This window comes from Gemmata algarum, assembly GCF_034097035.1.
Lineage (GTDB): Bacteria > Planctomycetota > Planctomycetia > Gemmatales > Gemmataceae > Gemmata > Gemmata algarum.
In genome coordinates, this window is the sequence record NZ_JAXBLV010000216.1 from 17,735 (window position 1) to 42,420 (window position 24,686).

Consider the following 24,686-nt stretch of genomic DNA (forward strand, 5'->3'; position numbering starts at 1 on the left):
ATGGCCCTATTGGTTTGTTTGTATTAGCCTTGAATGTGGCCGGCTCGCGGAGCGACAGCCCGAGGCGAAGGCAATGCGGCACTCAAACGCAACAGAGCGGTCAACAGCATTTTTGACAGGATCGGCAGGATTTCAAATCGGTCTGTTTTCATCCTGTTTATCCTGTCGATCCTGTCAAAATTCCGTCTTCGTAAACGCGAGGCCCGCGTGGGCCGAAGCGAAGCCACCACCAGCCGCTCATCCCGTTACCGGTTATTAGGAAGAGGCTGCAAGGCCGCGGCTACCAACACCTCAACATATTTCTCGCCGTGGGCTTGCGTGGGTAGCGCCGTGCGGGTATGCCGCGCGGTATGAGAGCGTCCGCACGCACCACCCGTACCGCACTTCGCCGGGCCGTGTGGGCGTCCGTCACACTGCACGCGATCGCCGCTGCCGGGCTGATCGTGCTGGTGCGCACGCGCGAAGTCGAGCCGCCGAAGCCGCCGCCCATCGACACGCGCGCGTCATACGTTCAGATGCACCTCGTCGAAACCATCGGTGAGGTCGAAGTCCGGCCCGACCCTCCAACTCCCGCGCCGCCGGCCGCACCCACCACCAAGCCGCCCGCGCGGCCACCCGAAGTTGCACCGGCCCCGCCACCGGTCGCGGGACCGGCCGGACCTTTCGCGCCCGCGGTTCCGCACACGCTCCCGCCGGAGCTGGTTGCGCTGATCCGCAAACCGCCAGCCGGGCCGACCGTCGGTGCCGCCCCCGACCCGAACGTAAAGCCCGCCGGGGCGATCGCGGCGGCCGCCCCGGTTAGTACCGGCCGTGTGCTGCACGGCGCGTTCAAGCCCGCCCAAACCGTGGTGTACCTGATCGATTGCTCCGGCAGCATGGGAGCCTCCGGCAAGTCCGCCGCCGCGCGGTCGGCGCTACTGGCGACGCTCGCGCGGCAACCCGCGACCGTCCGGTTTCAGGTGATCGCATACGACAGCACGCCCCGCGCACTCGTTTCAGGCGGGACGGTTCTCGCGACCCCGGAGAACATCCAGGCGGCTTCCGCGCGGCTCGGCGCGGTCGAGCCGCGCGGAAGCAGCAAGCACCTCATCGCCCTGCGGGCCGCCCTCGACCTGCGCCCCGATGCGGTCGTGTGGCTCACCGACGCGGACGACCTCACCGGGGCGGCGATCAAGCCGGTGTTGAAGGCGTCGGGCCGCCCGGTCCCGGTGTGCGTGGGACTCGTCACCGCGGCCGGCGTACAACAGCTACGCGAACTGAAATAGCGGAGCCGCACCGATGCCGACCCAACTCTCCCCGTGGCCGCGTCCCGATTTCGTCCCCGGCGGCGGGGACGCGCTGCTGTTCTTCGTGGTGTTCGGGGACTTCGATCTCACCAAGCCGTTCGGCGTGTCGAAGTACCGCTCGCGCGGGCCGGCCGACTGGCTCGAGGTGACCCACTTCGAGCGCGCCAAGGCGCCCGAAGTGTTCGCGGACTATCAGTCCGGAACGCTGTGGGCCGAACTCGCCCGCGACTCGCCGGTGACGGCGTCCGCGGCGCTGAACGCGCCGCAAGCGGTCGCGGTCCGCGCCGAGGTGACCGACCCGAACTCGCTCGACTACTTCCGCGACGCCATCGGCGTGCTGACGTGGCTCCTCGACTGCGGCGGGCTGGCGGTTTACGACCCGCAGCGGCTCTGGCTGTGGTCGGCGGATGAGTGGCGGGACGAGGTCTTCTCCCCGGCCGAGCCGCAACCGCTCGCGCACACCGTGATCCTGCTCTCGGAAGAGGAGAACCCGGACCTGACGTGGGTCCACACGCGCGGGATGCGGCAGTACGGGCGCCCGGACCTGAGCGTTCACAACGTCGGACCGGAGCACATGGAAGTCGTCACGGAGATGATCGAGCGGTTCACGGTGTATCAGGCGTGGGGCGGGGTGGTCGGCGACGGCGAGAAGGTCAAGATGCCGTCGCTCCCCGCGGGCGGCGTGTGCCACCGCCGCGGCAGCCTCGACGACCCGGACTTCAACAACGTTCACATCGCGATCGAGTGGGCCAGCGGGGCCGTTCGCAAGTGACGCCTGGGACCCGCTTCTGCTTACCTGGAGCGCGGGCCTCTGGCCCGCTTCTGCTCTCGCGAGTAACTACACGCCCGGCGCGTTAAGTCGCCTGTGGCCTTCTGGAGCGCGGGCCTCTGGCCCGCTTCTGCCCTCGCGTCACCTCGAAGCGACACGAACACGATCGCAAGAGCGGTTCAGAGGCCCGCGCTCCAGAAAATCAAGACGAGAGCGAGGCCGCCGCGCCGTCGGCCGGAGGGGTGTTCGCGAACTCCGCGCTCGACGGGTTGTGGTCGTCGAGCGAGCGGAGCAGCTTCGCGCTCTCCTCCAAATCGTTGCCCATGCAGCACACGCTGATCACCACCTCCGCCAGCGCGGCGAACGGCAGGTCCGCCGTCACCTCCACCCACCGGGCCAGTTCCGTGGCCGTGAGTTCGGGCACCTTGCGGGCGAGGTACGCCTCCCGCATCCGGGCGTCCGGGGCCTCGATGCGGAGGACGCGGTCGAACCGCCGCGGGCGCGAGATGATGCGCCGGTCGAGTTTCTCGGGGTAGTTGGTGGTCGCGATGTTCACGACCTTATCAACCTGATGGTTCCCGTCGAGCCACTGGAGCAGTTCCGAATCGCCGTGGTCGGCGATGATGGCGTCGATGTCCTCGAAGACGCAGACGATGGGCCGCTCCGGCTCGACCTCGCGGAACTTCTGCAAGCAGTGGATGAAGTGGTACGGCGCCTGGCAGTAGAACGCGAGGTGCCCGTCCGCGACGATGTCGCCGATGATCTGGTTCACGAGCGACGACTTGCCGCACCCCTGTTTGCCGTACAGCAGGTACCCGCGGCGGTGCAGGTAGCCGTACCGCCGGAACCGGTCGCCCGTCTGCCAAAACTTCTTGATCTCGTTTTGAACCTTGGCCGGCAAGCTGTCGGTGAAGTGGATGAGTTCGTCGGCTTGCAGGTCGCGGCCCACGTAGTTCGGGTGACCGCAGTTGTCGAGGTGAACGGTGTACGCGCCCGGCGGAAGCGTTTCGGCGGTACGGCCGCACACTTGGTACTTGTTCGGGCCGGTAATCATCCACTGGAAGCCGTACTCGTTCCGAACGGGGAGGCGGTTCACCATTGCGTCCTCGGGGTGTGGGTGCGCAAATCACAGACCCGTCACGAACGGGGACGCAGTGTCGGTAGCGTTTCGCGCAACACGCGCCGGAGGCATCACTGCGCCGGCTTCACGTCCCACTTGCGGGTGACCGGCGCCGCCAGCTTGTAGATGTCCTTCTGTGCAGCGTCGATCTTCTCCATGCGCTTCGCGAGTTCGGCGGGCTTGCGCTCGGCGGCGACGTCGGCCAGCCACGCCGGCGCGTTGAACCGCACCACGTCGTTGAACCGCGCCGCAACCAGCCCGTTCTTCGCGTTGATCGCCTGGAGCACCTTGTTGGCCTGCTCCCACACCGGGCCTGCGGTCGCGTTCCCGACGTTCACACCCGCGGCCAGATCTTTCGCCGAGTACGTGCCGACCGCGGCCCCATCGACGGAAACGACGTAGTTGCCGTCCTTGAGGCCTTTCACGGTGAGACCGTAGTAGTTCAAGTCCTTGAGTTCGTTCGTGTACGGCAGCATCGGCAGCCAGTCCTTCTGGACCGGCAGCGGTAGCGCTTCGTCGGTGCGGGTGAAGCTCACGCCGGCAGTGTTAGGGAGCACGCTCACGTCGCCGACCTTGCAGCTTTTGGCGTCGGCCTTGCCGGCGCTCGCGTCCACCGCCACATCGCTGACGAGCGCCGGCGCGTTCAACCCGGTGAGGATGGCGTGGGCCATCAGCAGTCCGCCCGGGGGCGCGGTGTGGAACCCGTCGTAGTACGGCACCGCCTTCTTCGCCATCGGGTCGTCAACTTCCATCTTGTCGGTCGCGGCGCGGGTGATCGCGTACTGGTCCACGAAGCTCACCTTGTGCTGCGCGGCGAGTTCCTTGAGCGGGGCGTAGAACTGCTTTTGCGTCTCGACGTACTGCTTGCCGTTGCTCTTGTTGCGGCGGTCCACGGCGTTGGGCGAGAGCAGCGCGACCCGTGCCCCGGCCTTGGTCGCCATGTCGAGCATGGCGGAGGTGCGTTCGGCGAACCGCTTGCACGCGTCCGGGTTGAACCCGCCGTACCCGCCGTCGTTCATCCCGAAATTGATCGTGATGGCGGTCGGCTTCTCGGCGAGCACCTGGCTCTGGAACCGCGCGGCGCCGCCGTTGGCGGTGTCGCCGCCGATCCCCGCGTTGATGAAGGTGAAGTTGCCCTTGGGCATCCGGGTGGTGAGGTACAACTCGATGTACGTCGAGTACTGGTACTGGGCGGTGATGCTATCCCCGAGGAACACGATGCGGTCGTTCGGCTTGAAGAAGAAGTCATTCCCGTCGGCCGCAGCGGCCACGGGTTTGGGCTCGGCGGCGCGCGTTACGGGAGCGTCGGGGGCGAATCCGATAACGGCCGCGAGCGCGGCGAAAAGGAGCAGGCGGGACATTACAGGAACCTCGTGCAGAGGAGGGAGGGCACGAGGCGAGATTGTAAGTGAGGCGCGGCCAAGCCGCGAACGGAATCCCTGACCGTTTTCGGATTCCGGTGCGGTGCGGGTCACACCTTCTTGAACGGCGTCGCCAGCTCGAACGTGCCGTCGGGAAGGGGCACCTTCTGGTAATCGCCGAAGAGATTAGGGGCGTCTTTCTGAAGCACATCAAGGATCGCGCACGAGAGCTTCCGGATCTCCGGCTCGGCGTGGCTCGACCCGCGCATCTCCAGGAAGTGGCGCAGCGCGCGGGCGTTCGCGGTGATGAAGATCTTGGTCTCGGTGGCGTTGGGCAGCACGCTCCGCGCGGCCTGACGCGCGGCCTTGCGGCGGGTGGTGCGGTCCGGGTTCGGCGGGAGCATCGCCGCCGCCGCCGCCGCCGGGTCGCCGAGCTTCGCGTTGAGCGCGTCGGCGAGTTTCATGTACGCCGCGTGCGACTGCTTCACCGATTCGAGCCAGATCGCGTGCAACTCGGGGTCGCGGGCGATGATGTCGGGCTCGACGTACTCGGCGACCGACTCGTCCACGTACCGCTGCGAGAGTTGGCTGAACCCGAACCCGGCGCGGTGCCGCACCAACTCGTGCGTGAGCGACCGCGACACCCCAGTGAGGAGCAGGTTCCACACCGCGTGCTCCAGTACGCTCCCGTGCCCCACTTCCTTGATGTGGGTCAGGTACGCGCTGTTGCCGCCCGGTCGGGGCTTCGCGAACGACATATAACAGACGCGCCCCGCCGTTTCCGTGAGCACCTCGCCAGCGACCTCGCTGTCACTCTCCCAGCTCACGCCGTGATCGACCAAAAATCGATCGAGTTCGGCCTGATCGACCGTTTGTCGGCCCAGGACGTAAACCGAAGGCTCGGTGATGACGCGAACGTCGTTGTCCACAGGAACAGCCGTAGGAGTTGGCACGACCATGCGAAAGACCCATCCGTGGGGCGCTATGTGGTCGTTATGATCGACAAAACCTGTAGGCCCGGATGAGCCGGATTACCAATCATGCCCCGCTTCGATGTTTCTCCGGCCGCTCCTCACGAGCTGCTACCGGCGTGCCGGCTCCTCTTTAACGCGCCGAATTCGGAAGGCGTCCGCGATCGGTTACTTTCCGCCGGGGCTTCATCAAATGTATTCGTTGCGCGAGCCCGCGGCCGGGTGTGCGCCGCCGCACTGGCCCAGGCGCTCCCCGGCGCGATCGGGGTGTCGTGCCCGCCCCGCGGCGACTCGTCCGAAGCGGAAGACGCCGTTGCGAATGCGGCGTGCGTGTGGCTGAGGGGCCGCGGCGTCAAGGTGTGTCAGGCGTTCGCGCTCGCGGACGAACTCCACCTGATGAAGTCACTCGAACGGGTCGGGTTCCGGTACACCACTCAACTGGCGTTCCTGCGCCGGGAGACCGCCGGCGGAGCGCGAGACGAGTACGGGCCGCGGGTGTCGTGCGAACCGGTTCCGCTCTCCGACTCACCGCTCTCAGTTCAAGTGCGTGAAGTGCTGCTCGCGACACACCGGGCCACGCTCGACTGCCCGGAGCTCAACGCACCCCGCACGGCGGACGAGATCGTCGCGGGGTTCGAGGTCGCCCCGAACCGCGAGTGCCGTCTGGTGTACCACGAGGGCCGGTGTGTCGGGGTACTATTGCTCGACCTGCTTGACACCGACTCCGGGGCGCGTGACGCGGAGCTGTCGTACCTCGGAATCGTCCCGGAGGCGCGCGGGCACGGGCTCGGTCGCGCGGCACTCGCGTTCGCGCTCAGTACGCTGTCCGACGCCGGGGCCGGCGCGCTGAGTCTGTCGGTCGACATGCGCAACACGCCCGCGGCGCGCCTCTACGCGCGGCTCGGGTTCGCCGAGTACGAGCGCCGGGGCGTCTGGCTGGCAACGTGGCCCGGCTAACTTCAGTCCGATTTCCCTCAAGTCCCATTCTGTCCAAGCGACTTTTGCGCGCGCGCCCAACGGCGCCACGTTGCGCCTTCTGGCGCGGTTGCGGCGCCGGTACCCGGCGCGCGTGACTCTGCGGGCCGCGCCAAGGTCCGTCGCGGGGCGCGCGCGACAACTGACCTTCCGGCCCGTAGGCGCACCCGTCGCGGCGCAGATATTGAAAGGACTCACGCACCGCACCGGGGAGTTCGCCGTGCCACCCCGACTTGCCACCCGCGACCGCATGCCACACGAACAGCCCGAGCCCCGTGTCCCGTCCGCTGCCGCGCTGACCGACGCAGTCTCCGCCAAGGTCGGGGCGGCCCGGTTCGCGCTCTGGTTCCAGGGCCACACCACGTTCGTCCCGCTCGGCGGGCGCGTGGTGGTGGCGGCCCGGAACCGCCACACCCAGGAATGGCTCGAGCACACTTTCGGCGCCGCGGTACGGGCCGCCGTGGCGGACGTGTGCGGCGATGGCGTCCCGGTGCAGTGGGTGGTGGACGACCTGCTGGACTCCCGCGCCACCGAAGACGCGCCGGCGGTTCGTACTGCAACCGCGGCTCCTTCGGAACGTGCTGCGGCGCGAGGCGAGCAGCCGGCCCCGCCGCAACCGCGGCAGCAACTGGACCTGTTCGGCGACCCGGTGCCGCCGCCGAAGCCGAAGGCCAAGCGGACCGACCCGGAGGCCGAGGCGCTCGCCCGCCCGCTGGCCGCCCAGCGCACCGGCCGCCGGTGGAAGTCCCTCGCGGACTTCGTTTCCGGGCCGTGCAACCGCGTCGCCCACGCCTCGGCGCTGAGCGCCGTGGAAGAACCCGGTCAGGGCGCGAACCCGCTGGTGATTCACGGGCCGGTCGGGACCGGGAAGACGCACCTGCTCGAAGGCATCTACGCCGGGCTGAAGCGCCAGAGCGACCAGCGCCCGTGCTACGTCACCGCCGAGGAGTTCACGACCAAGTTCGTGCAGGCGTCGCGCCTGGGGAAGATGTCCCAGTTCCGCCGCCAGTTCCGCGAGTGCAGCGTGCTGCTGCTGGACGACCTGCACTTCCTGGCGACCAGGAAGGCCACGCAGGAAGAGTTCCTGCACACGTTCGACGCGCTGGTCGCGGACGGGCGGCAGGTGGTGGTGACGACCGACTGTCACCCGCGCCTGGCCGACGAGCTAATGCCCGAACTGCTCGACCGGTTGCTCGGCGGCGCGGTGTGGGGGCTCCAGCCGCCGGACCCGGAAACGCGACTGGAGATCCTCCGCAAGAAGTCGTGCGGGGCCAACCCGCCGATCCCGGAGAACGTGTTGAAGACGCTCGCCAACACGCTCCGCGGCAACGTCCGCGAGCTGGAAGGCGCCATCAACAGCGTCCGGCATTACGCCAAGGTGACCGGCCGCCCCGTGGACCTCGCGACGGCGCGCGAAGCCCTCGGCGACCTGTTGCGCCACGCGGTTCGGACGGTGACGGTCGCGGACGTGGACGCCGCCGTGTGCGCGACGCTACGCCTCTCGGCCGGCACCCTCCAGTCGAAGGCCCGGACGTGGGCGGTGAGCCACCCGCGTATGGTCGCGATCTACCTGAGCCGGAAGCACACCGCGGCCACCTACGGCGAGGTGAGCAAGCACTTCGGCGCGAAGACCCACAGCACAGCGGTCGCGGCGGAGAAGAAGGTGCGGGGCTGGCTGGACAAGGGCGAGAGCGTCGCCATCGGCGACCGCGACTGGCCGGTGAAGGAGCTGGTCGATCGGATCGAGCGTGAATTACAGCGTTAAGGTGTTCCTCTCGCGTTGTCACGCCACTTCGGCCTTTTCACCAGCGTTCGTCACAACTCGTTGTTCTTCGTCCGCCGCTCCCGTACCGCGTGGGAGCAGCGGACGAGTCATGTGACCGAGCCACGTCGATGGGACGGGCTGGTTGATACCGAACGCCTCTGGCTCGCGATCCGGGCACACGTAGGTGCCGAACAACACGTCCATGAGCGGGCACACGTTCCCATAGTTGCCGGCGTCGCGATCGCGGGCGTGGTGCCAATGGTGCAATTCCGGCGCGCCGAGCAGCGGGCGCAACGGGCCGAGCGGGAGCCGCACGTTCGAGTGGATGTAGATCGCCCACACCCCACGAAACGCAATGAACCCAGCCAGCGTCTCTAATGGGAAGCCGAGTACGAACGCGGGTAGGTTGATGAGCGTCATCGTGTACACCGTGTCCAGCGGGTGCTCACGGTGAGCCGCCAGCCAGTCGAGGTGTTCGGCACTGTGATGCACCGCGTGGAACCGCCACAAGAAGTTCCACCGATGTTGGAGCCGGTGCCCCCAGTACACGCAAAAGTCACTCAGAAGCACCACCTCCATCACCTGGAGCCCGAACGGCTGCCCCGCCACGGCTTGCGCAAACTCGGGCGGGACCAACCGGCCGATTGCACCACGGGAGTGCCACAAGCACCAGAACACCAACCCGTTCCAGAGTAGGTACTGCCCCAGAAAAAATGACAGGTCGAGTGCCCAGCCGGGGCGGAACAGCTTCTGTCCCGGCTTCGCGGGGAACAGCACTTCCAGCGGGCGCAGCACGGCGGCAAGACCCAACAGGCTAGCGCCGGTTGCAAGTAAAAGGGAGATGAGGCCCATGCCCGTCCCACAAAAGGTGAGTCGTTCGGGTGGAAACCACGCGGCCGCTCGGCACGATCACGGCTTGGGCGCAGGTGGCGTGGCAGGAGTTCCGGACAGCACCGCTCCCGGCGGATCAATGATCACGATCGACTTCGAGCCACCTAAAAAGGTCGGGGGCGTAGCGGACGGATCGGATTCGGATCCGGGCACATCACTCGATTGAGAATGGGGTGACGGAGTGGGTGGACTCGGCGCGGCGGAGAACGCCCCGGCGCGGTACGCCACGAACGCACCAACACACAACACGGCGCCGACAAGCGCGGCCGCCTTTAGCCCCAGCTTCGCAGAACTCATCGCGATCTCCCGGTCAGCGGTTTGCGCGATTCTACTTCGCGGCATCACCACTCCAGAAGACCGGGCCAACGGCTCGTTACCGCGTGTTACGTTCCAGCGCGCGCCGGGCTCCCTGGGTGCGAAACGCCGCCGCCTCGCCGCCCGCCAGTTCCTCCAATAGCTCGCGGGCCGGGCTCGTGCCCAGCGCCGCCAGCAGCTCGATCCCGCGTACGTCCGCGATTCGGCTCGCTTCGCTCTCGGTGCGGTTCGTCACGGCCGGTTTGAGCCGCAATCGGGCCATCTTCACCGCCGCGTCGGGCTCACGGCTGAGTCGCGACATCGCGAGGTACGCCTCCCCCGCCGAACCGGTCGCGAGCACCTCCCAGAGCTTGGCCGCGTTCGTTTCCCGTTTCACCACGTCCGGAAGCGGCACGGATTGAAGCCGCACGTCCCACACCAGAACCGTGTGGTCGCCCCCTGCCGTAAGCAGTTTCGCGCCGTCCGGTGTGAACCCCAGGATCCGCACCGCCCCGCGGTGCCCGCGCAACTCGCGCCGGACCGTCTGGGTCGCGGCTTCGAGCAGAACCGCGCGTGCGGGGCCGTCACTTTCGACGGCGAGAAGGGTACCGGTCGGGGAAACGGCGACCCGCGACTCTGCGAACGTGGGCGTGTCGCCGCGCGCCCGGCCGAGCCGGATGTGCGGAACCGGTGTGTGTGTCCCGCTCGCGACGACACACGGCGTTTCGTCACGCAGGTCTTGAACGAGCCACAGCGGATTCGGGCGCAGCGCGACGAGCGGATACGAGGCATCGGAGCGCCCGTCGGGGCGCGTCGGTGCCAGTTCCTTGCCGGTTCGCGCGTCCCAGCGCCGGTCGCGGCGCACGTCGGCGAACACGGCGGCCCCGTCGGGAGAAAAGTGTGCCGGGCGCACCGGCCCGTCGGGGGAAACGTCGAACCGCTTTTTCCCACCGGGCCAGTCGTACACTGTGACCGGCGGGTCCGCATCCGCCCACGTCAACACGGACTTACCGTCGGGAGCGAACACCACGTTCCGCGGCTTCGAGTTCGCCAGATCGCCCGGCAGCGGAATCTCGAGTCCGGTTTGTAAATCGCGCCCGACGAGCCGGTCTTTGGTGCTGAACAGAATGGCGGTTCCGTCGGGCGCGAACGTCGGGCGCGAGCCGCGGGAGCGCGTTTCCCCCAACCCGGGAGCGCCCGCGAACGCGCGCAGCTCCTGACCGGTGGCGAGGTCCCAGAACCGCACCGTTTCGTCCTCGGCCCAGGTCAGCAGGCGCTTACCGTCCGGCGACAATTCAGCATGCACGACCGGAGCGCGGTGTCCCGGGGCCTCGTGCAGCGAGCGGAACGTTTTCGCGTCCCACAGGCGCACGAGACCGAACCCGTCGGCGGTCGCGATGCGGGTGCCGTCCGCCGACACGGCGACCGCACCGGGCGTGTCCGCGTGCCCTTCGAGCCGCGCCAGTTCCTTCCCGCGTAAGGTGTCGAGGACCAGTGTGCCCCGCCCGGTCGCAACTGCCAGTCTGTCGCCCGTCGGGAAGAACGCGAACCCGCCCCCGTCGCGCGCTTCGGCTTCGGGGTGCGGCAGCGGCCAGCGGAACCGCTGCCGCGCGCGGGGCGGAGACGTGTCCGGCGCGGCGATCGGGACCACGTCGAAGCCCCACTCCCGGTCGTCCGTGGCGAACACGGCGAGCGAGCGGGCGTCCGGCGCGAACATGAGCCGTGGGCCGTCGGGCACGCGCACCGGTCGTTTCGGCTTACCGCCGTCAACGGGCCACGCCGTCACAACGGCCTCCCGCGCGCCACGTTCGGGGTCGTTCAGCTTGCGAACCGTAATCAGGGTTTCGCCGTCGGCCGAGAAGCCGAAACCGTCGGGGCCTTCGGCACCGAGGTCGATGTTGGCGACACGGGTGAGTTTCGCGGCGGTGGCAGCCGGTTTCAGGTCGAACACCCGAACCGCGTGCTTTTCGTCCGCGGACACCCACCGGGCCGCGAGCCGTGAGCCGTCGGCGCTGAAACGGAAGTCGGTGTACGCGGCCCGGGCGGGTGCCACGGGACCGCGCTCGGCGACCTGCGGCAACTCCACGAGTGGCGGCGCGCCGTTCGGGTCGGTGAAGTCCCACACACAAAAGTCGTCCGGAACTTCCGCACCCGGTTGGCCGTCGGTCCCGGGTTCGGCGCGGCCCGCAACCGCGAACGCCCCGCGAGCGCCCCACACAAGCCCCTTGAACAACTTTGCGCTTACGAGGTGTTCGTGAACCCGACGGCCCGTGTCCGCGTCCCACACCGTCACCGCGACCCGGTCGGGCGTTGCGGTGTGCGCGGTGGCGTACCGCTTGCCGTCGGGCGCAAGCGCGAGGTGCGAGACGCTCCCGCCCGCGCGGAACCTGTCGTCGCCGAGCCGCACGGCCGCCCCGTGCGGCAATTCGCTCCCGCGCACCGGTGCCGAACAGAGGACCAGGAGCAGCACGCAAGCGATACGCGACATCGGCGCGACTCCACGAACACGCTTCGGGCCGGGATGGTACCCCAACCCGGCCGGGCGCCGCGAGACGAACCTTGCGACCGACGGTACCCGCGGTTACACTGCCAACGAAGTCGGGCGGGCGCACTGCGATTCGCAGGCACGGTTTAGCTCGCTGCGTTGCAGCAGGCCGATGTTGCGTCGGCCGAGCCAGTACCATCTCACCCCGCGCGGGGAGCGCTGTTCCAGCACCGCTGTCCGAGCGCTTGCGCTGGAGCGCAGCGCGGGCTGGGGCAACCCCGTAATCGTGGTTCCGCGCTGCGCTCCAGTGCAAGCGCTCGGGCGGTGCCGTGAGCGCTCCGCGCCCCAGGACGAGAAGTAAACCCGGCGCCTGCCCGACGAAAACGAACGAGCCGCGGAGATTCCGCGGCTCGTTCGTTTTCGTCGGGCAGGCGCCGCTACCAGTCCCCGAGCACCTCGCCGCCGGCCGGCGTCACCAGCGCCCAGAACACCTCGGCCCGGATCCCGGCCCCGGCGGTGCGCACCGAGCCATCTCCCAAGCCGACCAGCATCCCGCTCGCGTGCGGCGTCTGTGGTACGGACGGGTCGCAGTTGTCGGGAGTTGGTCGCACTTGAAAGGTCGCTCCCAGACGACTCGGATTTGCAACCGGCGGGGAACCGGCGCTAACTGGATACACGTGTCCGAGATTGTCACCGCCGAGAACTGGCCCCCCGTCAGCAAACGTTGCCCGGCCAAATATGGTGTTGGTGTAATCCGATGCCGAACTACGACATTGGGCGTACCTCTCTGCAAACCAGATCGTCTGGGAGAGCCCGTCTGGGAAACTGGCATTGAGGGTCGGGCGGTTCGTGAATACGAAAGCGTTAGAACAATAACTTGTTGCCGGTTCGTCCGACCGGTCAAGCACCAACGGCGCGCCGCTCGTTGGATCAGAACCGTCGATCGGCGCGCGGCGGGCCGTGAGCGTCGGGTCCGCTGGGCTGACGAGCATTCGGAAGTACCCGGTTGGGTAGCCTATGCTCGGGTGCAGCACAGCACCGTCCATACCTTTCGCCGCAGCCATGTGAGGGGTTGGACCGAACCGACGACGGCTGAGCCCACCATCGATCTCAGGCAATCGTGCAGATCGGGCATCCGCGCGGGTGTGCAGAGCGAGCCCAATCTGCTTGAGGTTGTTCTGGCTCTGCGACCGGATCGCGGCTTCCCGCACCTTTTGCACAGCGGGCAACAACAACCCGATCAGCACCCCAATGATGGCCACCGCGACCAGCAGTTCTAGCAGCGACAGGCCCGGACGCAAAGCGTCGCGCATGTGGAGAACTCCTTCTCGTGCCTGCTCCTTAACGTGGGGCGCCTTCCGACACATCACGTTCGACGTAGGCTTGACGTTTCTTGTACTTTAGCGCACGCCGTCCAGGCAACCCTGATCACTGCCCGGTAACGGTCGCAACATTCGCCCGATGACCGACCGAAACAGAACAGCGTTGGGCCGCAAAGTGACCGGGCGCGAGCCGGGACGGAAAGTCGGACACAACAGTTTGAATAACGAGTGGCGGCGTGTCCCGCGCGTGAAGGCAGGCTAAAATGAGACAATACATCTACCTTTACGGCGGCGCCTCACCGGCGAGCGCGATTTCTTCGGCATCTTCCGCCAACTTCGGTGTCGGGCGGCCGGTCTAATTCATATCTCCATCTGTGCGTTTCCAACGACACCTTTGGAGTTCACCGAGTGCGCACCCTCATCACCGGCGGGGCCGGGTTCATCGGTTCACACCTGTGCGAGCGGTTCCTAGCCGAGGGGCACGAAGTTATCGCGGTAGACAACCTGATCACCGGCGACCTCGCGAACCTGGACCACCTCCGTGTGAACCCAAAGTTCCGGTTCATCGGCCACGACATCTCGAACCCGCTCAAGGTGCGCGAGAAACTGGACAACGTGCTGCACTTCGCCAGCCCGGCCAGCCCGGTCGATTACCTGGAGCACCCGATCCCCACGCTCAAGGTCGGGTCGCTGGGCACGCACAACACGCTGGGGCTGGCGAAGGCGCACGGCGCGCGGTACCTGCTGGCGAGCACCAGCGAGGTGTACGGCGACCCGCTCGAGCACCCGCAAAAGGAGAGCTACTGGGGCAACGTGAACCCGATCGGGGTGCGCGGCGTGTACGACGAGGCCAAGCGGTTCGCCGAGTCGATCACGATGGCGTACCACCGGGTCCACGGGGTGAACACGCACATCATCCGCATCTTCAACACCTACGGCGAGCGCATGCGGCTGAACGACGGCCGCGTGCTGCCGAACTTCATGTACCAGGCGCTGATGGGCGAGTCCATCACCGTTTACGGTAAGGGCGACCAGACCCGGAGCTTCCAGTACGTGTCGGACCTGGTCGAGGGGATCTGGCGGCTGCTGCCCACCGACCACCACGACCCGGTGAACCTCGGGAACCCCGCGGAGATCACGATCCTGGAGTTCGCGGAGGAAATCAAGAAGCTGGCCGGGAGCAAGAGCGAGATCGTGTTCAAGCCGCTCCCGCAGGACGACCCCAAGGTGCGCCAGCCCGACATCGCGCGCGCCCGGCAACTGCTGGGCTGGGAGCCGAAGGTGGACCGCGACGAGGGGCTGAAGCGGACGATGGACTTCTTCCGCCGCAAGCTCGGAAAGTGACACGTCCTAAATATAAAGGCGGGTTCACCGCAGAGTGCGCAGAGAGAACGAAGGCACCAAGAGGTAAGCAATTTCCCTTGGTGCCTTCGTTCTCTCTGCGCACTCTCGCGCCCTCTGCGGTGAACCCGCCTTTTCTGCGTCGCTGAACTCACCGCAGGCGCAGGAGCTTGTTCATCCGCTTTTCGAGCCGCTCCCACACCTCGCCGGCCGGTCGGCTCACGGCGGGCAGGTGGTCCGGAAAGTGGGTCAGTTTGCCGTCCGCGCTCACCTGGGCGAACCCGAACAGCGCCTCCGCCCACTGCGTGCCGTCATCCCAGGGCATCCCGACCAGCCCGCACACGAGGTACGCGGAGGTGCGGTGGAGCACCGCGCCCTGGATCTCAACCACTACGCCCACCGGCACCGGGCGCAGGCATTCCATGTTTAACACCCGGCGGAGCACCAGGTTCGCTTCCGGGCCGATGTGCTTCCACGCGGTCGCGTACCCAGCTTCCAGCACCAGCCGGAGCATCGCCCCGGCGTAGAGCGTGCCGTGGTGGTTCGCGTCGGCCGGTAAGACCAGCTTGTGACTGTGCGTAATTGCCATTGTGGGCAGCAGTTCGGGAGTAACGGGCGCCCGGTGCCGAAATCGTACCCGGTCCCGCCGAAAGAGTACACGCCGGTCTGCACCCGAGCGCCCGGCAGTAGACGAACCCGCACCGGTTCCGCACCATGACCGGAACCCGTTACCCGTTTATCGGTGGTTCATGACGACGCAGCGTACTCTCATCCTCCTGAAACCCGACGCCGTTCAGCGCCGCCTAGTCGGCGAGATCACCGCCCGTTTCGAGCGCAAGGGTTTGCGGCTCGCGGGCTTGAAGCTGGTGCAGGTGTCCCGCGAGTTGGCCGAGAAGCACTACGCGGTCCACAAGGGCAAGCCGTTCTACGAGAGCCTGCTCACGTTCCTCACCAGCGGCCCGACGGTGGCGCTGGTGTGGGAGGGGCGTGAGGCGGTCGCGGTGTGCCGCACGCTGATGGGCATGACCGACGGCGCGAAGTCCCCGCCGGGCACGATCCGCGGCGATTTCGCGCTGAGCGTGCAAAACAACCTCGTTCACGGCAGCGACAGCCTGGAAAACGCCGCGATCGAAATCGCGCTGTGGTTCAAGGACGAGGAGCTGGTGAACTTCGCCGCAACCGACGCCAACTGGGTCGCGTAGGAAATCCGAGCCACCGGGCACATGCCTCCGGTTGTGCGTGTGCCCGGCGCCCGCGCATAACCGGCGTAAACCGGCATTCACGTCTCTCGCGCGGACATCCGCCGCGTGTTCAATTCCTCTCCGGCCCGGTCCGCAGCCGAAAAGATGGCTGAACTGGGCAAGTTTTCACGGAGAGCGAACATGAAGCGCATCCTGATTGCGGCGCTGGTGCAGGTGTTGGTCGCGGGGCACGTGGACGCGGGATGGGTGAAGAAAAGCGGTACGACCGTTCCGACAGCAACTGTCAACCCACTGAGCGTGACTCCGGCACCGGCGGTCGCGCAGTTGCAGCCGATCGTAGGTTCGGTGCGCCGGACGAGTCACTTCACGAACCCGTTCACGCACAAGGCGAAATACAGTTACGGCACGTACAACCCGCTCTCGGGTCAGTTCGGTACGAGCACGTTTCGCCGCTGAGCCGGCCACGCCGGCCCGTGTTACAATGGCGAACAGGCGCCGGGCGGAGAGCACTCTGATGAGCACGATTCGTGGCACAATCCGGGACGGCAAAGTGGTCCTTGACGGACCGATCACCTTACCGGAAGGGACACAGGTAACGATCGCGGCGCCACTCCCAGAAGATGATGACGACAGCGCCGAGGCGATTCAGAAACGCCTCGCCCTGATGGACGCATTCGGACCCTGGATGTCAGATGACGAGCTCGCCGCTTGGGAACGCGTTCGGGCGGGCGATAAAGCGTTTCAGCTATCGCAGTGGGAGAAATGGTCCCGCGAGGGGAGCGGGCCGTGGCAGTGACTCGATACCGGCATTGCCGGCCTTTACATCGCCCGTCGCGATCCCGTTTATTCTCGGGCACGGGACGAAGTGCGCCGCGGTAACGTGATCGGCACCTGCGTTTCTGTCCTCGGGGAGCTTCATTACGGAGCGGAAAACAGCACATCACGTGAGCGTGCCCTTCGTGAACTCCGGGCCGCGCAGCCCTCGCTGCGCGTGTGGCCGTACACGAACGAAGCCGCAGAAGAGTACGGCCGAATTGCCGCGGAGTTGCGGCGCACCGGTCGGCCGATGCAACAAATCGACATTCAGATCGCGGCCATTGCCTTTTCGCTCGGGAACTGCACGGTCGTGACCACCGATTCCGAGCTGTCTGCGGTGCCGGGCTTGCGCGTCGAGAGCTGGGCCGCGCCCGCACCGTTAGCGGCTGCCAAGCTTGCGACGCCGCGGCGTTCACGGCACAATCCCGGTGTTGAACCCGACCCGAACACCCAGCCGAGGCTTCGCCGTGGCCACAGCCGCCCCGACCCCGCCCGCGGAACGCGCCGCCGAGCTGCGCAAGCAGCTCGACCACCACAACTACCTCTACTACGTTGAAGCCGCCCCGGTCATTTCGGACCGCGAGTTCGACACGCTGCTGAAAGAACTCGCGGACATCGAGCGGGCGAACCCGGGCCTAGTCACGCCCGACAGCCCGACGCAGCGGGTCGGCGGGCAGCCGATCCCGGGGTTCAAGCAGGTCACGCACAAGACCCCGATGCTCAGCATCGACAACAGCTACGATGAGGGCGACCTGCGCAAGTTCGACGCGGACGTGCGCAAAGCGGTCGGCCCGGGGGCCGCGGTCGAGTACGTGACGGAGCTGAAGATCGACGGCGTGTCGATGTCGATCACCTACGAGAACGGGGTGCTCGCGTTCGCCGCCACCCGCGGCAGCGGCACCGTCGGCGACGACGTGACGCACAACGTCAAAACCATCGCCGCCATCCCCTTAAAGCTCAAAACGAGCAACCCGCCGGCAATCTTCGAGGTCCGCGGCGAAGTCTACATGACCCGCGGCGAACTGTCGCGGATCAACGCCGAGCAGGCGAAAGGCAACCAGGAGCCGTACAAGAACGCCCGTAACCTCACCGCCGGAACACTCAAGCTGAAAGACCCGCGCGAGTGCGCCACGCGGAAGCTCGCGTTCTTCGCTTACGGCTCCGGCGACATCGGCGGGCTCGCCATCACGACCCAGGCCGCGATGCTCGCGAAGCTGAAAGAGTTCGGGTTCCCGGTGAACCCGCACGAGCGGGTGTGCGGCAGCATCGACGAGGTGATCGCCTACTGCCGGGAGTGGGAGCCGAAGCGCAAGGAGCTGGCCTACGACACCGACGGCATCGTCGTGAAGGTAAACGACTGGGCGCAGCGCGAGCGCATCGGGTACACCGCGAAGGTACCCAAGTGGGCCAAGGCATACAAGTTCGAGGCCGAGCAGGCGACGACGAAGCTCGGGAAGGTGGTGTTCCACCTCGGCAAGTTCGGCGAGCTGACCCCGGTCGCGACGTTCGACCCGCCCGTTCAACTGGCCGGCACCACGGTTACCCACGCCAGTATGCACAACGCGTCCTGGGTGGCCGAACGCGACGTGCGCATCGGCGACACGGTGGTGGTCGAGAAAAAGGGCGAGATCATCCCACAAGTGGTGGACGTGATGAAGGCCGACCGCACCGGCGCGGAACAGGTCATCACGTGGCCGGACAAGTGCCCGAAGTGTGGCGGCCCCGTGGAGCGGGAGGAGTCGGCGAGCAGCTACAACTTCATCTGCGCGAACACCGGCGTGTGCCCCGCGCAACTGGCGAAGCGGCTCGAAGGGTTCGCCAAGAAGACGCGGATGGAGATCGACGGGCTCGGCCGTGAGGTGGCGGTCCAGCTCGTCGACACGGAACTCGTCAAATCCGTCGCCGACCTGTACCGGCTCACGAAGGCGCAACTGCTGGCGCTGGAGGGGTTCAAGGACAAAAAGGCACAGAACCTCCTCGACGGGATCGCGGCGAGCAAGGGGCGCGGGCTGGCGCGGCTGCTGCCGGGGCTCACCATTTACATGGTCGGCGAGGCCATGTCCGACCTGCTGGTCGAAGAGTTCCCCGACATCGACCTGATTATCGCCGCATCGCCCGAGGACTTGGCCCGGATCAAAGGGTTCGGGCCGAAACGCGCACAGTTCGTGCGGGCGTTCTTCGACAGCGACATGGGAAAAAAGCTGGTCGCGGAGTTGAAGGAACTCGGCATCAAGATGACGCACGACAAGAAGGCCGCCCCGACCGGGGGCCTGCCACTGGCCGGGAAAACCGTCGTAGTAACCGGTACGCTGGTTAATTACGATCGCATCAGCATCGAACAGGCGATCAAAGACGCAGGCGGCAAGTCAAGTGGAAGCGTTTCCAAGAAGACCGACTTCGTACTAGTTGGTGATAAACCCGGTAGTAAAGCCGACAAAGCGAAAGAACTTGGCGTCAAGATCATCAACGAGGCCGAGTTCCGACAAATGATCGGCGAAGGGTAATGCCACGGGTGCGCACGGGGGCGGGCGACCTGATCGAGGTCAGGTCGCCCGCACCCATGCACACCCGGACTCACGCCCGCTCGGGTTCGGTGACCCGTTGCCAGGATCGCTTCGTCAGCCCGATCAGCCACCACCCGCTTACCATCCCGAGCACGTACACACCGCCCACCAGCGCCGGCAGCGGCAGGTCGCCGTGCCAAGTGCCGGCACTGACCGCCGTTGTGTGGTTGTTCACATACGTCAGGTAACCGACCCCGCCAATAAGGGCGATCAGAAACACTGCGCTCAGTAACCGCATGGCTCTTCCCCGGTTGAATTCCGAGAAACGGAACGCGTGACGCCGACACTCTTATTTCCGATTCTGTGGCGGGTCGGGTCGGCGGCTCCTGTTTCTCCCTGTGTGTTGAGGAGAACGTTCGCACCTACGGTCCCTATACAGCGCGAACCGCAACTCCACTTGCCTTGTTGCGAACGGGATACCGAACGCCCACTTACGGCACTTTTTTTGCGGCCAAAAGGCCCGATCGCTTTGAAAGTGACGGAGATTTGGCGATGCGTGACCACACCGAGGATGCAACGGACGTGAGCATCACCTTGTACGGTGGCGCGGTCACGCAACCGCGGTCGGTTGACCCGGCCGCACTGCGCCGCGCGATGCGATACGGCGAGCGCGCCCGCGAGCGGTTCCAGGGCTTACCGTTTCGCTCCGCAGAGAACGAACTCCGTTCCGGCTGGCACGAGCGCGGCGAAAGCACCGAGTGGGAGTGGGTTCGAGCCGCGGTCCGCGTTGGGTTCGAACAAGATATCGATTAGCGATCTGTGCCCGATCGCGTGCGTCGCGCAGTCCGCTTCGCGAGTAGCGGCAGGTCGAAACCTGCCGCCGCCCGGGTTTTCACTTCTGAGCAAAAAGCACAAGACGATCGGGGACACAGCGAAGGGTATAATGCCGCGTCGTTGCACACCAACGGAGCGAGTTCCCGTGTCACAATCGCTGTCGCGCCGGCAGGCCGTTGCGCTGGGGTTAGTCGTTTTGGTGGCCCTCACACTCGGTGGGTACGGTATCGCCCGCATTGCAGACAAGCAGGGCGCCTGGGCCGACACGGTCGAACTGACCGCGGGCTTTCCCGAAGCTCACGACATCACCCCGGGAACGCCGGTCCGCTTGCGCGGCGTTGACGCCGGCCAGGTGGTCGCGGTCGAGTACCCTGACCACGACGGTCCCGGCGCCGAAGTGACGATCCGCATGAAGATCCAGGCGCGGTACGCGAACCGCCTGTACGCCGACGCGGACGCGCAGGTCCACGGCACCGGGTTGCTCGGCTCGAAAGTCATCAGCGTTCGCCCCGGCGATCCGACGAAGGGCGTTCTGGCGAGCGGTCGGCTCCGCGGAGTAAAGCCCTTCCAGATCGAAGAGGCCGTCGCCGAGGTGCGCGATCTCGCAAAAGAGGCCAAGGGCACCGCAGCGGAGGTCAAGCAACTTGCCGCCGAGTCGCGCGAAACGGTCGCGGCTGCGAAGAGCTTCATCAAGGGCGTTGAGGACAGCAACGGCACTCTGGCGAAGCTCGTCAGCGACGACGCCTTATACGAGGACGCGCGCGGCACGTTGGCGACGCTGCGCAAGGTGCTGGTCGGGATGGAAGCCGAGATGGGGAACCTGAACGGGTTCGTTTCCGACGGCCGCGACACCCTCCGGTCCGTAAGACAGGGCACCGACGCGCTCAGCAAAATGCCGATCGTGCGCAGCTACGTTGAGGACTCGGTCGCGCTGCTCGTTCGCCCGACAATGAACCGGCACCAGGCGCTGTTCCAATCGAAAGACATTTTCGAGCCCGGCACCGCCACGCTCACGTCCGAGGGCCGGCGGCACATGGACGGCGTGGCCGACTGGCTCAACCAGAACCGGGTCGCGGGGTCCGAAGTGGTCGTGGCCGCGTTCCACGACCCGCGGGACAAGCACATCGTTCCGGCGGTAGCACTCGAGCTAACCCGCAAGCAGGCGGAAGTTGTGGCCGAACACCTGAAGGCCGCCGGAGCGACGAAGCTCGGGACGTTCAGCCGACGGAAAGTCACGCCGCTGGGCCTAGGCACCGCACTCTCGCCCGCGGAGCCGGCGCCAGACGCGCCGTCCAACGTTCAGATTTTAACGTTCACCCCGCGGTGAACCGGCCCCCGCGCCCCGGCCACCTGCGAACCCCGGGCCGAAATGCGTATCATGAGAGAGTCTGGATTCATCCGCACCGGACCGGTCACGTGAGCTCACCGACGCCACCCGCGGACCCGCCGACGCTCAGCCCCGCGGACCGCGGCCGGGTCACGTTACTTTACCACTTCGCCCGTCTGCAGTTACCTGCGGTCAAGCTCTCGGAAAGTACGTTCTTGGCCCACCTTCGGCGCACGTTCGGTATCTTCCTGCCCAAGGCCACAGGGGCGGTCGGCTGGACCGCGTACCTCGAAGGGCTGTACGCGGTGGACTGGCTGGTGTGTGTCGGGTGCCTGGAGGGGCAAAACGGCGCGTGGGAGTCGCTGTTCAACGCCCGCACGGGGCGGAGCGACTGCTTGCTCGTGGACGCGCTCCGGGCGCGGGCGGTGCGCCTGTACCCGCGGAACGAGGAGCGCCAGGAAACGGCGGTTTCGGAGTTCTGGAGCAACCTGATCGCGCCCGAGAGCGAGGGCACGCTGCCGGTGCTGGCACGGTACGACGGCCAGCGCCCGCTGGCCCCCTGGCTCATCCGCGTGTTCCAAAACTGGCACCTGTCTAAGCTCCGGCAGCACGCCGGGGTGACCGCGCTGCCCGACGACGAGATCGCGCTGCCGATGGACACCGGGCCGAAGGCGAACGCCTCCGACCGGTGGCACGAGACGTTCGTCTCGGCCGCCCGCGAGTGGCTCGGCACCATCGACGACGACGAGCGCCTGCTGCTCGGCCTGCGGTGGCGGTACCGGTTGAGCCAGCGCGAGGCGGCGAAGCTGTTCGGGCTGAACGAGGGCACCCTGACCCGCCGCACGGACAAGCTCCGCGACCGCGCGCTCGAACACATCGGCGGAAAGTTGATCGCAGACGGATGGGACGGCGAAGAGCTGGAAGACTTTATCCTTACCGAACTCGGCACGCTTCTGACCGACGACCCGCGGCTGAGCGCCGACCAGCTCGGTAGGTTGCTCGCGGCCCGTGGGAAGGTGCTGCCCGAATCGTAGGCGGTGGAAGGCCGGTTCTACAACCGCGCGAGCATCGCCTCCCGCACCGGTCCGGCCCCTTCGGTCCGCAACCGCTCCAGCCAGCTCCAATCCGCGAACCCGTCGAGCAGTTCCCGCCGCCGATCCTCATCCAGTACCCGCGCCAGCACCTCGACGCGCACCTCGGCGAGCACCCGCACCCACTCCCCGAACGCCGCGTCGTATTCGGCTTCGAGCCGCTCGCGCACCCGGCGGGCCAGCGCCGGCGACGCGCCGCCGGTGCTCACCGCGAGCGCGAACTCGCCGCGGCGCACCACCGCGGGCAGCGTGAAATCGCCCTCATGAGGGGAAGAGGCAGCGTTGACCCATACGCCCCGCTTCTTGGCGTCCGCGACGACCCGGGCGTTCACCTCGGGCGTCGCGCACGCGAACGCCAGAGCCGCGCCTTCGAGATGTTCGGCCCGATACGCTTCGCCGATGTGAACCACGTCAGGCGGAAGCGAGAGAGCACTGCGCGGATCAACCACGCACACCGCCGCCCCCGCCGCGAGGAGCGCCGACACCTTTCGTGCGCCGACGGCGCCGCCACCGATGACGACCGTCCGTCTGTCCGTCAGATCGAGGAGAACGGGGAACACGGCGCTCAGTCCTTCACCTTGGCGCGCTTCCAGGCCGCGACCTGACCGGTTTCTTCCTTCGTCGCGAACTCGGTCGGCCGCTCCTTGCCCTTGGCCACGTCGCAGGTCTTGTACGTGTCGCCGTCCAGTTCGTAGATGCCAATGAACTCTTGATCGCCGTCCGCCCCGGTGATCGTGTACGCGAGTTGTTTGGGCTTCTTGGTCGGGTCCAGGCGAAGTGTTCCCTTCGAGGTGCCGCCGTCTCCGTCCGTCACCGTCCACCGGTCCCCGTCTACCACCATGACCCATTTGCACTCTTTGGTGTCGTCCTGTCCCGCGGTTTCGTGGTACGTGAGTTCCCACCGACCTTGAAGCTTCTTCAGTTCGGGATCGAGTGGCTTCTCACCCTTCTTGTCGTCCGCGGTGCCGCGCAGCGCGACACACAGAGCCAACACAAGCACGAAGGCTGCCCCGCAACGCATGACGCCTCTCCCATCGGTTCGACGGTCGAAGTGATTCTACCGCGGGCCGGCGGAGCGGACGATGCGGGAGCGACCTCACCCCGCGGCGGCGGACGAATCGGGCGGCCCATCACCCGCGCCGGGCTCGGGACCGCCGGAGTCGGCGTCACGGTACGCCTCGCGCTTTTTGTGCAACGTGTTCCGGTTGATGCCGAGACGGTCCGCGGCTTTCACCTGGTTGTCGCCGCACTCGCGCAAAACCTCCTCGATCAGCTCTCGCTCCACCCCATCGACGAGGAACTTGTGGAGCTTGACGTGCGGCGGGCGCGGGGCGTGCATTCCTGCCCGCACCAGCGAATGGATCAGAGACGGCACGTCGGCCGGCGCCGCACCGCGGGCCGCGCGGATCACCGGCCGCGCGCGCCCGAACCGCAGCAGGTCCGCCGTGAGCGGCCCGCCGTCGGCGAATATCGTGAGCCGTTCCAGCGTGTTCTCGAGTTCCCGCACGTTCCCCGGCCAGTCGTGTGCCTTCAAGGCGTCGATCACCAGCGGGGTCAGTTCGGGCACCGAGCACTTGTGCTGGTCGCCGTAGCGTTTCAGAAAGTACTGAGCCAACAGGGGAATGTCGTCCCGGCGCTCGCGCAGCGGCGGCAGCGCGATCGGGATGACGTTGAGCCGGTAGTACAGGTCTTCGCGAAACTCGCCCTCTTCGACCGCCTGTTCGAGTGAGGTGTTGGTTGCCGCAATAACGCGCACATCAACGCGGATGGTGCGGCTCTCACCCACCCGCTCGAACTCGCGCTCTTGCAGCACCCGCAACAGCTTCACTTGGAGCTTGGGCGTGGTGCTGTTGATCTCGTCGAGAAAGATGGTGCCGCCGTGCGCGGCCTCGAACCGACCGGGCTTGTTCTCGATGGCCCCGGTGAACGCACCTTTGACGTGCCCGAACAGTTCGCTTTCGAGCAGGTTCTCGTGCAGCGCGCCGCAGTTTACACGGATGAACGGACCGTCCGCACGGCGGCTCAGTTTATGAACCGCTTTGGCGATCACTTCCTTACCGGTACCGGTTTCGCCGATCAGCAGAACGGTTGCGGATGAGGGCGCAGGCGCAGCCAGACGCACCAGTCGGTAAACGTCTTGCATGGCGGGCGCGCTGCCCACAATTTCGGGTAACGGCGGCGCAAATTGCTCGCTTTTAGGCATTGAGTAAACGCTTCCGGGAGAGGAAGCCGCGGTCGCTGCTTAAAAATCGCTCCGCATAATAACAGAGTATCATGCCGTGCCTTAAGTTGCCATAGCGATAGCTCAGGAAACGCGCATCAATCTGACGGG

24 protein-coding genes are annotated in these 24,686 nt (G+C 66.7%); 13 read left to right on the forward strand and 11 right to left on the reverse strand.

Annotated elements, in window-relative coordinates:
* Positions 1 to 350 precede the first annotated feature (350 nt).
* Together R5W23_RS25825 and R5W23_RS25830 are read left to right on the forward strand one after the other, a co-directional pair.
* On the forward strand, positions 351 to 1,265 hold the full coding sequence (locus R5W23_RS25825; protein WP_320688847.1) for a vWA domain-containing protein: 915 nt from the start codon (positions 351 to 353) through the stop codon (positions 1,263 to 1,265).
* Positions 1,266 to 1,278: 13 nt separating this feature from the next.
* Positions 1,279 to 2,058, forward strand: coding sequence for a hypothetical protein (locus R5W23_RS25830; RefSeq protein ID WP_320688848.1), 780 nt, complete (start codon positions 1,279 to 1,281; stop codon positions 2,056 to 2,058).
* 199 nt (positions 2,059 to 2,257) lie between these two features.
* Here the strand turns inward: R5W23_RS25830 and R5W23_RS25835 are convergent, their stop codons facing one another.
* The 3 genes from R5W23_RS25835 to thyX form a co-directional block, all read right to left on the reverse strand.
* Entirely contained in the window at positions 2,258 to 3,154 is an 897-nt protein-coding gene (locus R5W23_RS25835; RefSeq protein ID WP_320688849.1) for an ATP-binding protein, read from the reverse strand.
* A 92-nt stretch (positions 3,155 to 3,246) separates the two neighbouring features.
* Positions 3,247 to 4,536, reverse strand: a complete 1,290-nt coding sequence (locus R5W23_RS25840) for an SGNH/GDSL hydrolase family protein (RefSeq protein WP_320688850.1) — start codon at positions 4,534 to 4,536, stop codon at positions 3,247 to 3,249.
* Positions 4,537 to 4,646: 110 nt separating this feature from the next.
* Positions 4,647 to 5,495 (reverse strand): FAD-dependent thymidylate synthase, encoded by an 849-nt coding sequence (thyX, locus tag R5W23_RS25845; RefSeq protein WP_320688851.1) that lies wholly within the window; start codon positions 5,493 to 5,495, stop codon positions 4,647 to 4,649.
* Positions 5,496 to 5,576: 81 nt separating this feature from the next.
* Here thyX and R5W23_RS25850 point away from each other — a divergent pair, with 81 nt between their 5' ends.
* Positions 5,577 to 6,464: a GNAT family N-acetyltransferase gene (locus R5W23_RS25850; RefSeq protein WP_320688852.1), complete on the forward strand. Its 888-nt coding sequence runs from the start codon at positions 5,577 to 5,579 to the stop codon at positions 6,462 to 6,464.
* A gap of 238 nt (positions 6,465 to 6,702) precedes the next feature.
* Positions 6,703 to 8,247, forward strand: a complete 1,545-nt coding sequence (locus R5W23_RS25855; protein WP_320688853.1) for a chromosomal replication initiator protein DnaA — start codon at positions 6,703 to 6,705, stop codon at positions 8,245 to 8,247.
* 18 nt (positions 8,248 to 8,265) lie between these two features.
* Here R5W23_RS25855 and R5W23_RS25860 read toward each other — a convergent pair whose 3' ends face one another.
* The 3 genes from R5W23_RS25860 to R5W23_RS25870 form a co-directional block, all read right to left on the reverse strand.
* Positions 8,266 to 9,099, reverse strand: coding sequence for a sterol desaturase family protein (locus R5W23_RS25860; RefSeq protein WP_320688854.1), 834 nt, complete (start codon positions 9,097 to 9,099; stop codon positions 8,266 to 8,268).
* A gap of 412 nt (positions 9,100 to 9,511) precedes the next feature.
* Positions 9,512 to 11,920 (reverse strand): hypothetical protein, encoded by a 2,409-nt coding sequence (locus tag R5W23_RS25865; protein WP_320688855.1) that lies wholly within the window; start codon positions 11,918 to 11,920, stop codon positions 9,512 to 9,514.
* A gap of 434 nt (positions 11,921 to 12,354) precedes the next feature.
* The gene (locus R5W23_RS25870; RefSeq protein ID WP_320688856.1) at positions 12,355 to 13,230 is read right to left on the reverse strand and encodes a DUF1559 family PulG-like putative transporter; all 876 of its coding nucleotides are present in this window, start codon (positions 13,228 to 13,230) and stop codon (positions 12,355 to 12,357) included.
* A 417-nt stretch (positions 13,231 to 13,647) separates the two neighbouring features.
* Here R5W23_RS25870 and R5W23_RS25875 point away from each other — a divergent pair, with 417 nt between their 5' ends.
* Positions 13,648 to 14,583 (forward strand): UDP-glucuronic acid decarboxylase family protein, encoded by a 936-nt coding sequence (locus R5W23_RS25875; protein WP_320688857.1) that lies wholly within the window; start codon positions 13,648 to 13,650, stop codon positions 14,581 to 14,583.
* Between the two features lie 148 nt (positions 14,584 to 14,731).
* Here the strand turns inward: R5W23_RS25875 and R5W23_RS25880 are convergent, their stop codons facing one another.
* Entirely contained in the window at positions 14,732 to 15,169 is a 438-nt protein-coding gene (locus R5W23_RS25880) for an acyl-CoA thioesterase (RefSeq protein ID WP_010050954.1), read from the reverse strand.
* 160 nt (positions 15,170 to 15,329) lie between these two features.
* Here R5W23_RS25880 and ndk point away from each other — a divergent pair, with 160 nt between their 5' ends.
* From ndk to ligA, 5 genes are all read left to right on the forward strand, one after another.
* Positions 15,330 to 15,782, forward strand: coding sequence for a nucleoside-diphosphate kinase (ndk, locus tag R5W23_RS25885; RefSeq protein WP_261184054.1), 453 nt, complete (start codon positions 15,330 to 15,332; stop codon positions 15,780 to 15,782).
* A 180-nt stretch (positions 15,783 to 15,962) separates the two neighbouring features.
* The gene (locus tag R5W23_RS25890) at positions 15,963 to 16,238 is read left to right on the forward strand and encodes a hypothetical protein (RefSeq protein WP_320688858.1); all 276 of its coding nucleotides are present in this window, start codon (positions 15,963 to 15,965) and stop codon (positions 16,236 to 16,238) included.
* Positions 16,239 to 16,296: 58 nt separating this feature from the next.
* Positions 16,297 to 16,578 (forward strand): hypothetical protein, encoded by a 282-nt coding sequence (locus R5W23_RS25895; protein ID WP_261184056.1) that lies wholly within the window; start codon positions 16,297 to 16,299, stop codon positions 16,576 to 16,578.
* 27 nt (positions 16,579 to 16,605) lie between these two features.
* Positions 16,606 to 17,154: a type II toxin-antitoxin system VapC family toxin gene (locus tag R5W23_RS25900; RefSeq protein WP_320688868.1), complete on the forward strand. Its 549-nt coding sequence runs from the start codon at positions 16,606 to 16,608 to the stop codon at positions 17,152 to 17,154.
* The gene (gene ligA, locus R5W23_RS25905) at positions 17,066 to 19,102 is read left to right on the forward strand and encodes an NAD-dependent DNA ligase LigA (protein ID WP_320688859.1); all 2,037 of its coding nucleotides are present in this window, start codon (positions 17,066 to 17,068) and stop codon (positions 19,100 to 19,102) included. Before R5W23_RS25900 ends, ligA begins: the two co-directional genes overlap by 89 nt.
* A gap of 70 nt (positions 19,103 to 19,172) precedes the next feature.
* Here ligA and R5W23_RS25910 read toward each other — a convergent pair whose 3' ends face one another.
* Entirely contained in the window at positions 19,173 to 19,400 is a 228-nt protein-coding gene (locus tag R5W23_RS25910; RefSeq protein ID WP_320688860.1) for a hypothetical protein, read from the reverse strand.
* 254 nt (positions 19,401 to 19,654) lie between these two features.
* Between R5W23_RS25910 and R5W23_RS25915 the strand changes: the two genes are divergently transcribed.
* The 3 genes from R5W23_RS25915 to R5W23_RS25925 all read left to right on the forward strand — a co-directional run bounded on the left by R5W23_RS25915 (position 19,655) and on the right by R5W23_RS25925 (position 22,297).
* A complete protein-coding gene (locus R5W23_RS25915) occupies positions 19,655 to 19,915 on the forward strand; it encodes a hypothetical protein (protein WP_320688861.1) in 261 nt (86 codons plus the stop codon).
* A 166-nt stretch (positions 19,916 to 20,081) separates the two neighbouring features.
* Positions 20,082 to 21,263 carry an MlaD family protein gene (locus R5W23_RS25920; RefSeq protein WP_320688863.1) on the forward strand — a complete coding sequence of 394 codons (1,182 nt, stop codon included), beginning with the start codon at positions 20,082 to 20,084 and terminating at the stop codon, positions 21,261 to 21,263.
* Positions 21,264 to 21,352: 89 nt separating this feature from the next.
* A complete protein-coding gene (locus R5W23_RS25925; protein WP_320688864.1) occupies positions 21,353 to 22,297 on the forward strand; it encodes an RNA polymerase sigma factor in 945 nt (314 codons plus the stop codon).
* 17 nt (positions 22,298 to 22,314) lie between these two features.
* On the opposite strand, the gene R5W23_RS25930 is transcribed toward R5W23_RS25925, so the two are convergent.
* The 3 genes from R5W23_RS25930 to R5W23_RS25940 form a co-directional block, all read right to left on the reverse strand.
* Positions 22,315 to 22,914: a precorrin-2 dehydrogenase/sirohydrochlorin ferrochelatase family protein gene (locus tag R5W23_RS25930; RefSeq protein WP_320688865.1), complete on the reverse strand. Its 600-nt coding sequence runs from the start codon at positions 22,912 to 22,914 to the stop codon at positions 22,315 to 22,317.
* 5 nt (positions 22,915 to 22,919) lie between these two features.
* Positions 22,920 to 23,375 (reverse strand): TIGR03067 domain-containing protein, encoded by a 456-nt coding sequence (locus R5W23_RS25935; protein WP_320688866.1) that lies wholly within the window; start codon positions 23,373 to 23,375, stop codon positions 22,920 to 22,922.
* Between the two features lie 75 nt (positions 23,376 to 23,450).
* Positions 23,451 to 24,557: a sigma-54 interaction domain-containing protein gene (locus R5W23_RS25940; protein WP_320688867.1), complete on the reverse strand. Its 1,107-nt coding sequence runs from the start codon at positions 24,555 to 24,557 to the stop codon at positions 23,451 to 23,453.
* Positions 24,558 to 24,686 lie beyond the last annotated feature (129 nt).

What these genes read in the sequence shown, in the direction of transcription:
- R5W23_RS25935 (WP_320688866.1), bottom strand. Translation starts at nt 23,375, where the DNA reads ATGCGTTGCGGGGCAGCCTTCGTGCTTGTGTTGGCTCTGTGTGTCGCG.
- R5W23_RS25835 (WP_320688849.1), bottom strand. Translation starts at nt 3,154, where the DNA reads ATGGTGAACCGCCTCCCCGTTCGGAACGAGTACGGCTTCCAGTGGATG.
- R5W23_RS25895 (WP_261184056.1), top strand. Translation starts at nt 16,297, where the DNA reads ATGAGCACGATTCGTGGCACAATCCGGGACGGCAAAGTGGTCCTTGAC.
- R5W23_RS25825 (WP_320688847.1), top strand. Translation starts at nt 351, where the DNA reads ATGAGAGCGTCCGCACGCACCACCCGTACCGCACTTCGCCGGGCCGTG.
- R5W23_RS25865 (WP_320688855.1), bottom strand. Translation starts at nt 11,920, where the DNA reads ATGTCGCGTATCGCTTGCGTGCTGCTCCTGGTCCTCTGTTCGGCACCG.
- R5W23_RS25860 (WP_320688854.1), bottom strand. Translation starts at nt 9,099, where the DNA reads ATGGGCCTCATCTCCCTTTTACTTGCAACCGGCGCTAGCCTGTTGGGT.
- R5W23_RS25830 (WP_320688848.1), top strand. Translation starts at nt 1,279, where the DNA reads ATGCCGACCCAACTCTCCCCGTGGCCGCGTCCCGATTTCGTCCCCGGC.
- R5W23_RS25850 (WP_320688852.1), top strand. Translation starts at nt 5,577, where the DNA reads ATGCCCCGCTTCGATGTTTCTCCGGCCGCTCCTCACGAGCTGCTACCG.
- thyX (WP_320688851.1), bottom strand. Translation starts at nt 5,495, where the DNA reads ATGGTCGTGCCAACTCCTACGGCTGTTCCTGTGGACAACGACGTTCGC.
- R5W23_RS25870 (WP_320688856.1), bottom strand. Translation starts at nt 13,230, where the DNA reads ATGCGCGACGCTTTGCGTCCGGGCCTGTCGCTGCTAGAACTGCTGGTC.
- ndk (WP_261184054.1), top strand. Translation starts at nt 15,330, where the DNA reads ATGACGACGCAGCGTACTCTCATCCTCCTGAAACCCGACGCCGTTCAG.
- R5W23_RS25910 (WP_320688860.1), bottom strand. Translation starts at nt 19,400, where the DNA reads ATGCGGTTACTGAGCGCAGTGTTTCTGATCGCCCTTATTGGCGGGGTC.
- R5W23_RS25940 (WP_320688867.1), bottom strand. Translation starts at nt 24,557, where the DNA reads ATGCCTAAAAGCGAGCAATTTGCGCCGCCGTTACCCGAAATTGTGGGC.
- R5W23_RS25915 (WP_320688861.1), top strand. Translation starts at nt 19,655, where the DNA reads ATGCGTGACCACACCGAGGATGCAACGGACGTGAGCATCACCTTGTAC.
- R5W23_RS25880 (WP_010050954.1), bottom strand. Translation starts at nt 15,169, where the DNA reads ATGGCAATTACGCACAGTCACAAGCTGGTCTTACCGGCCGACGCGAAC.
- R5W23_RS25840 (WP_320688850.1), bottom strand. Translation starts at nt 4,536, where the DNA reads ATGTCCCGCCTGCTCCTTTTCGCCGCGCTCGCGGCCGTTATCGGATTC.
- R5W23_RS25890 (WP_320688858.1), top strand. Translation starts at nt 15,963, where the DNA reads ATGAAGCGCATCCTGATTGCGGCGCTGGTGCAGGTGTTGGTCGCGGGG.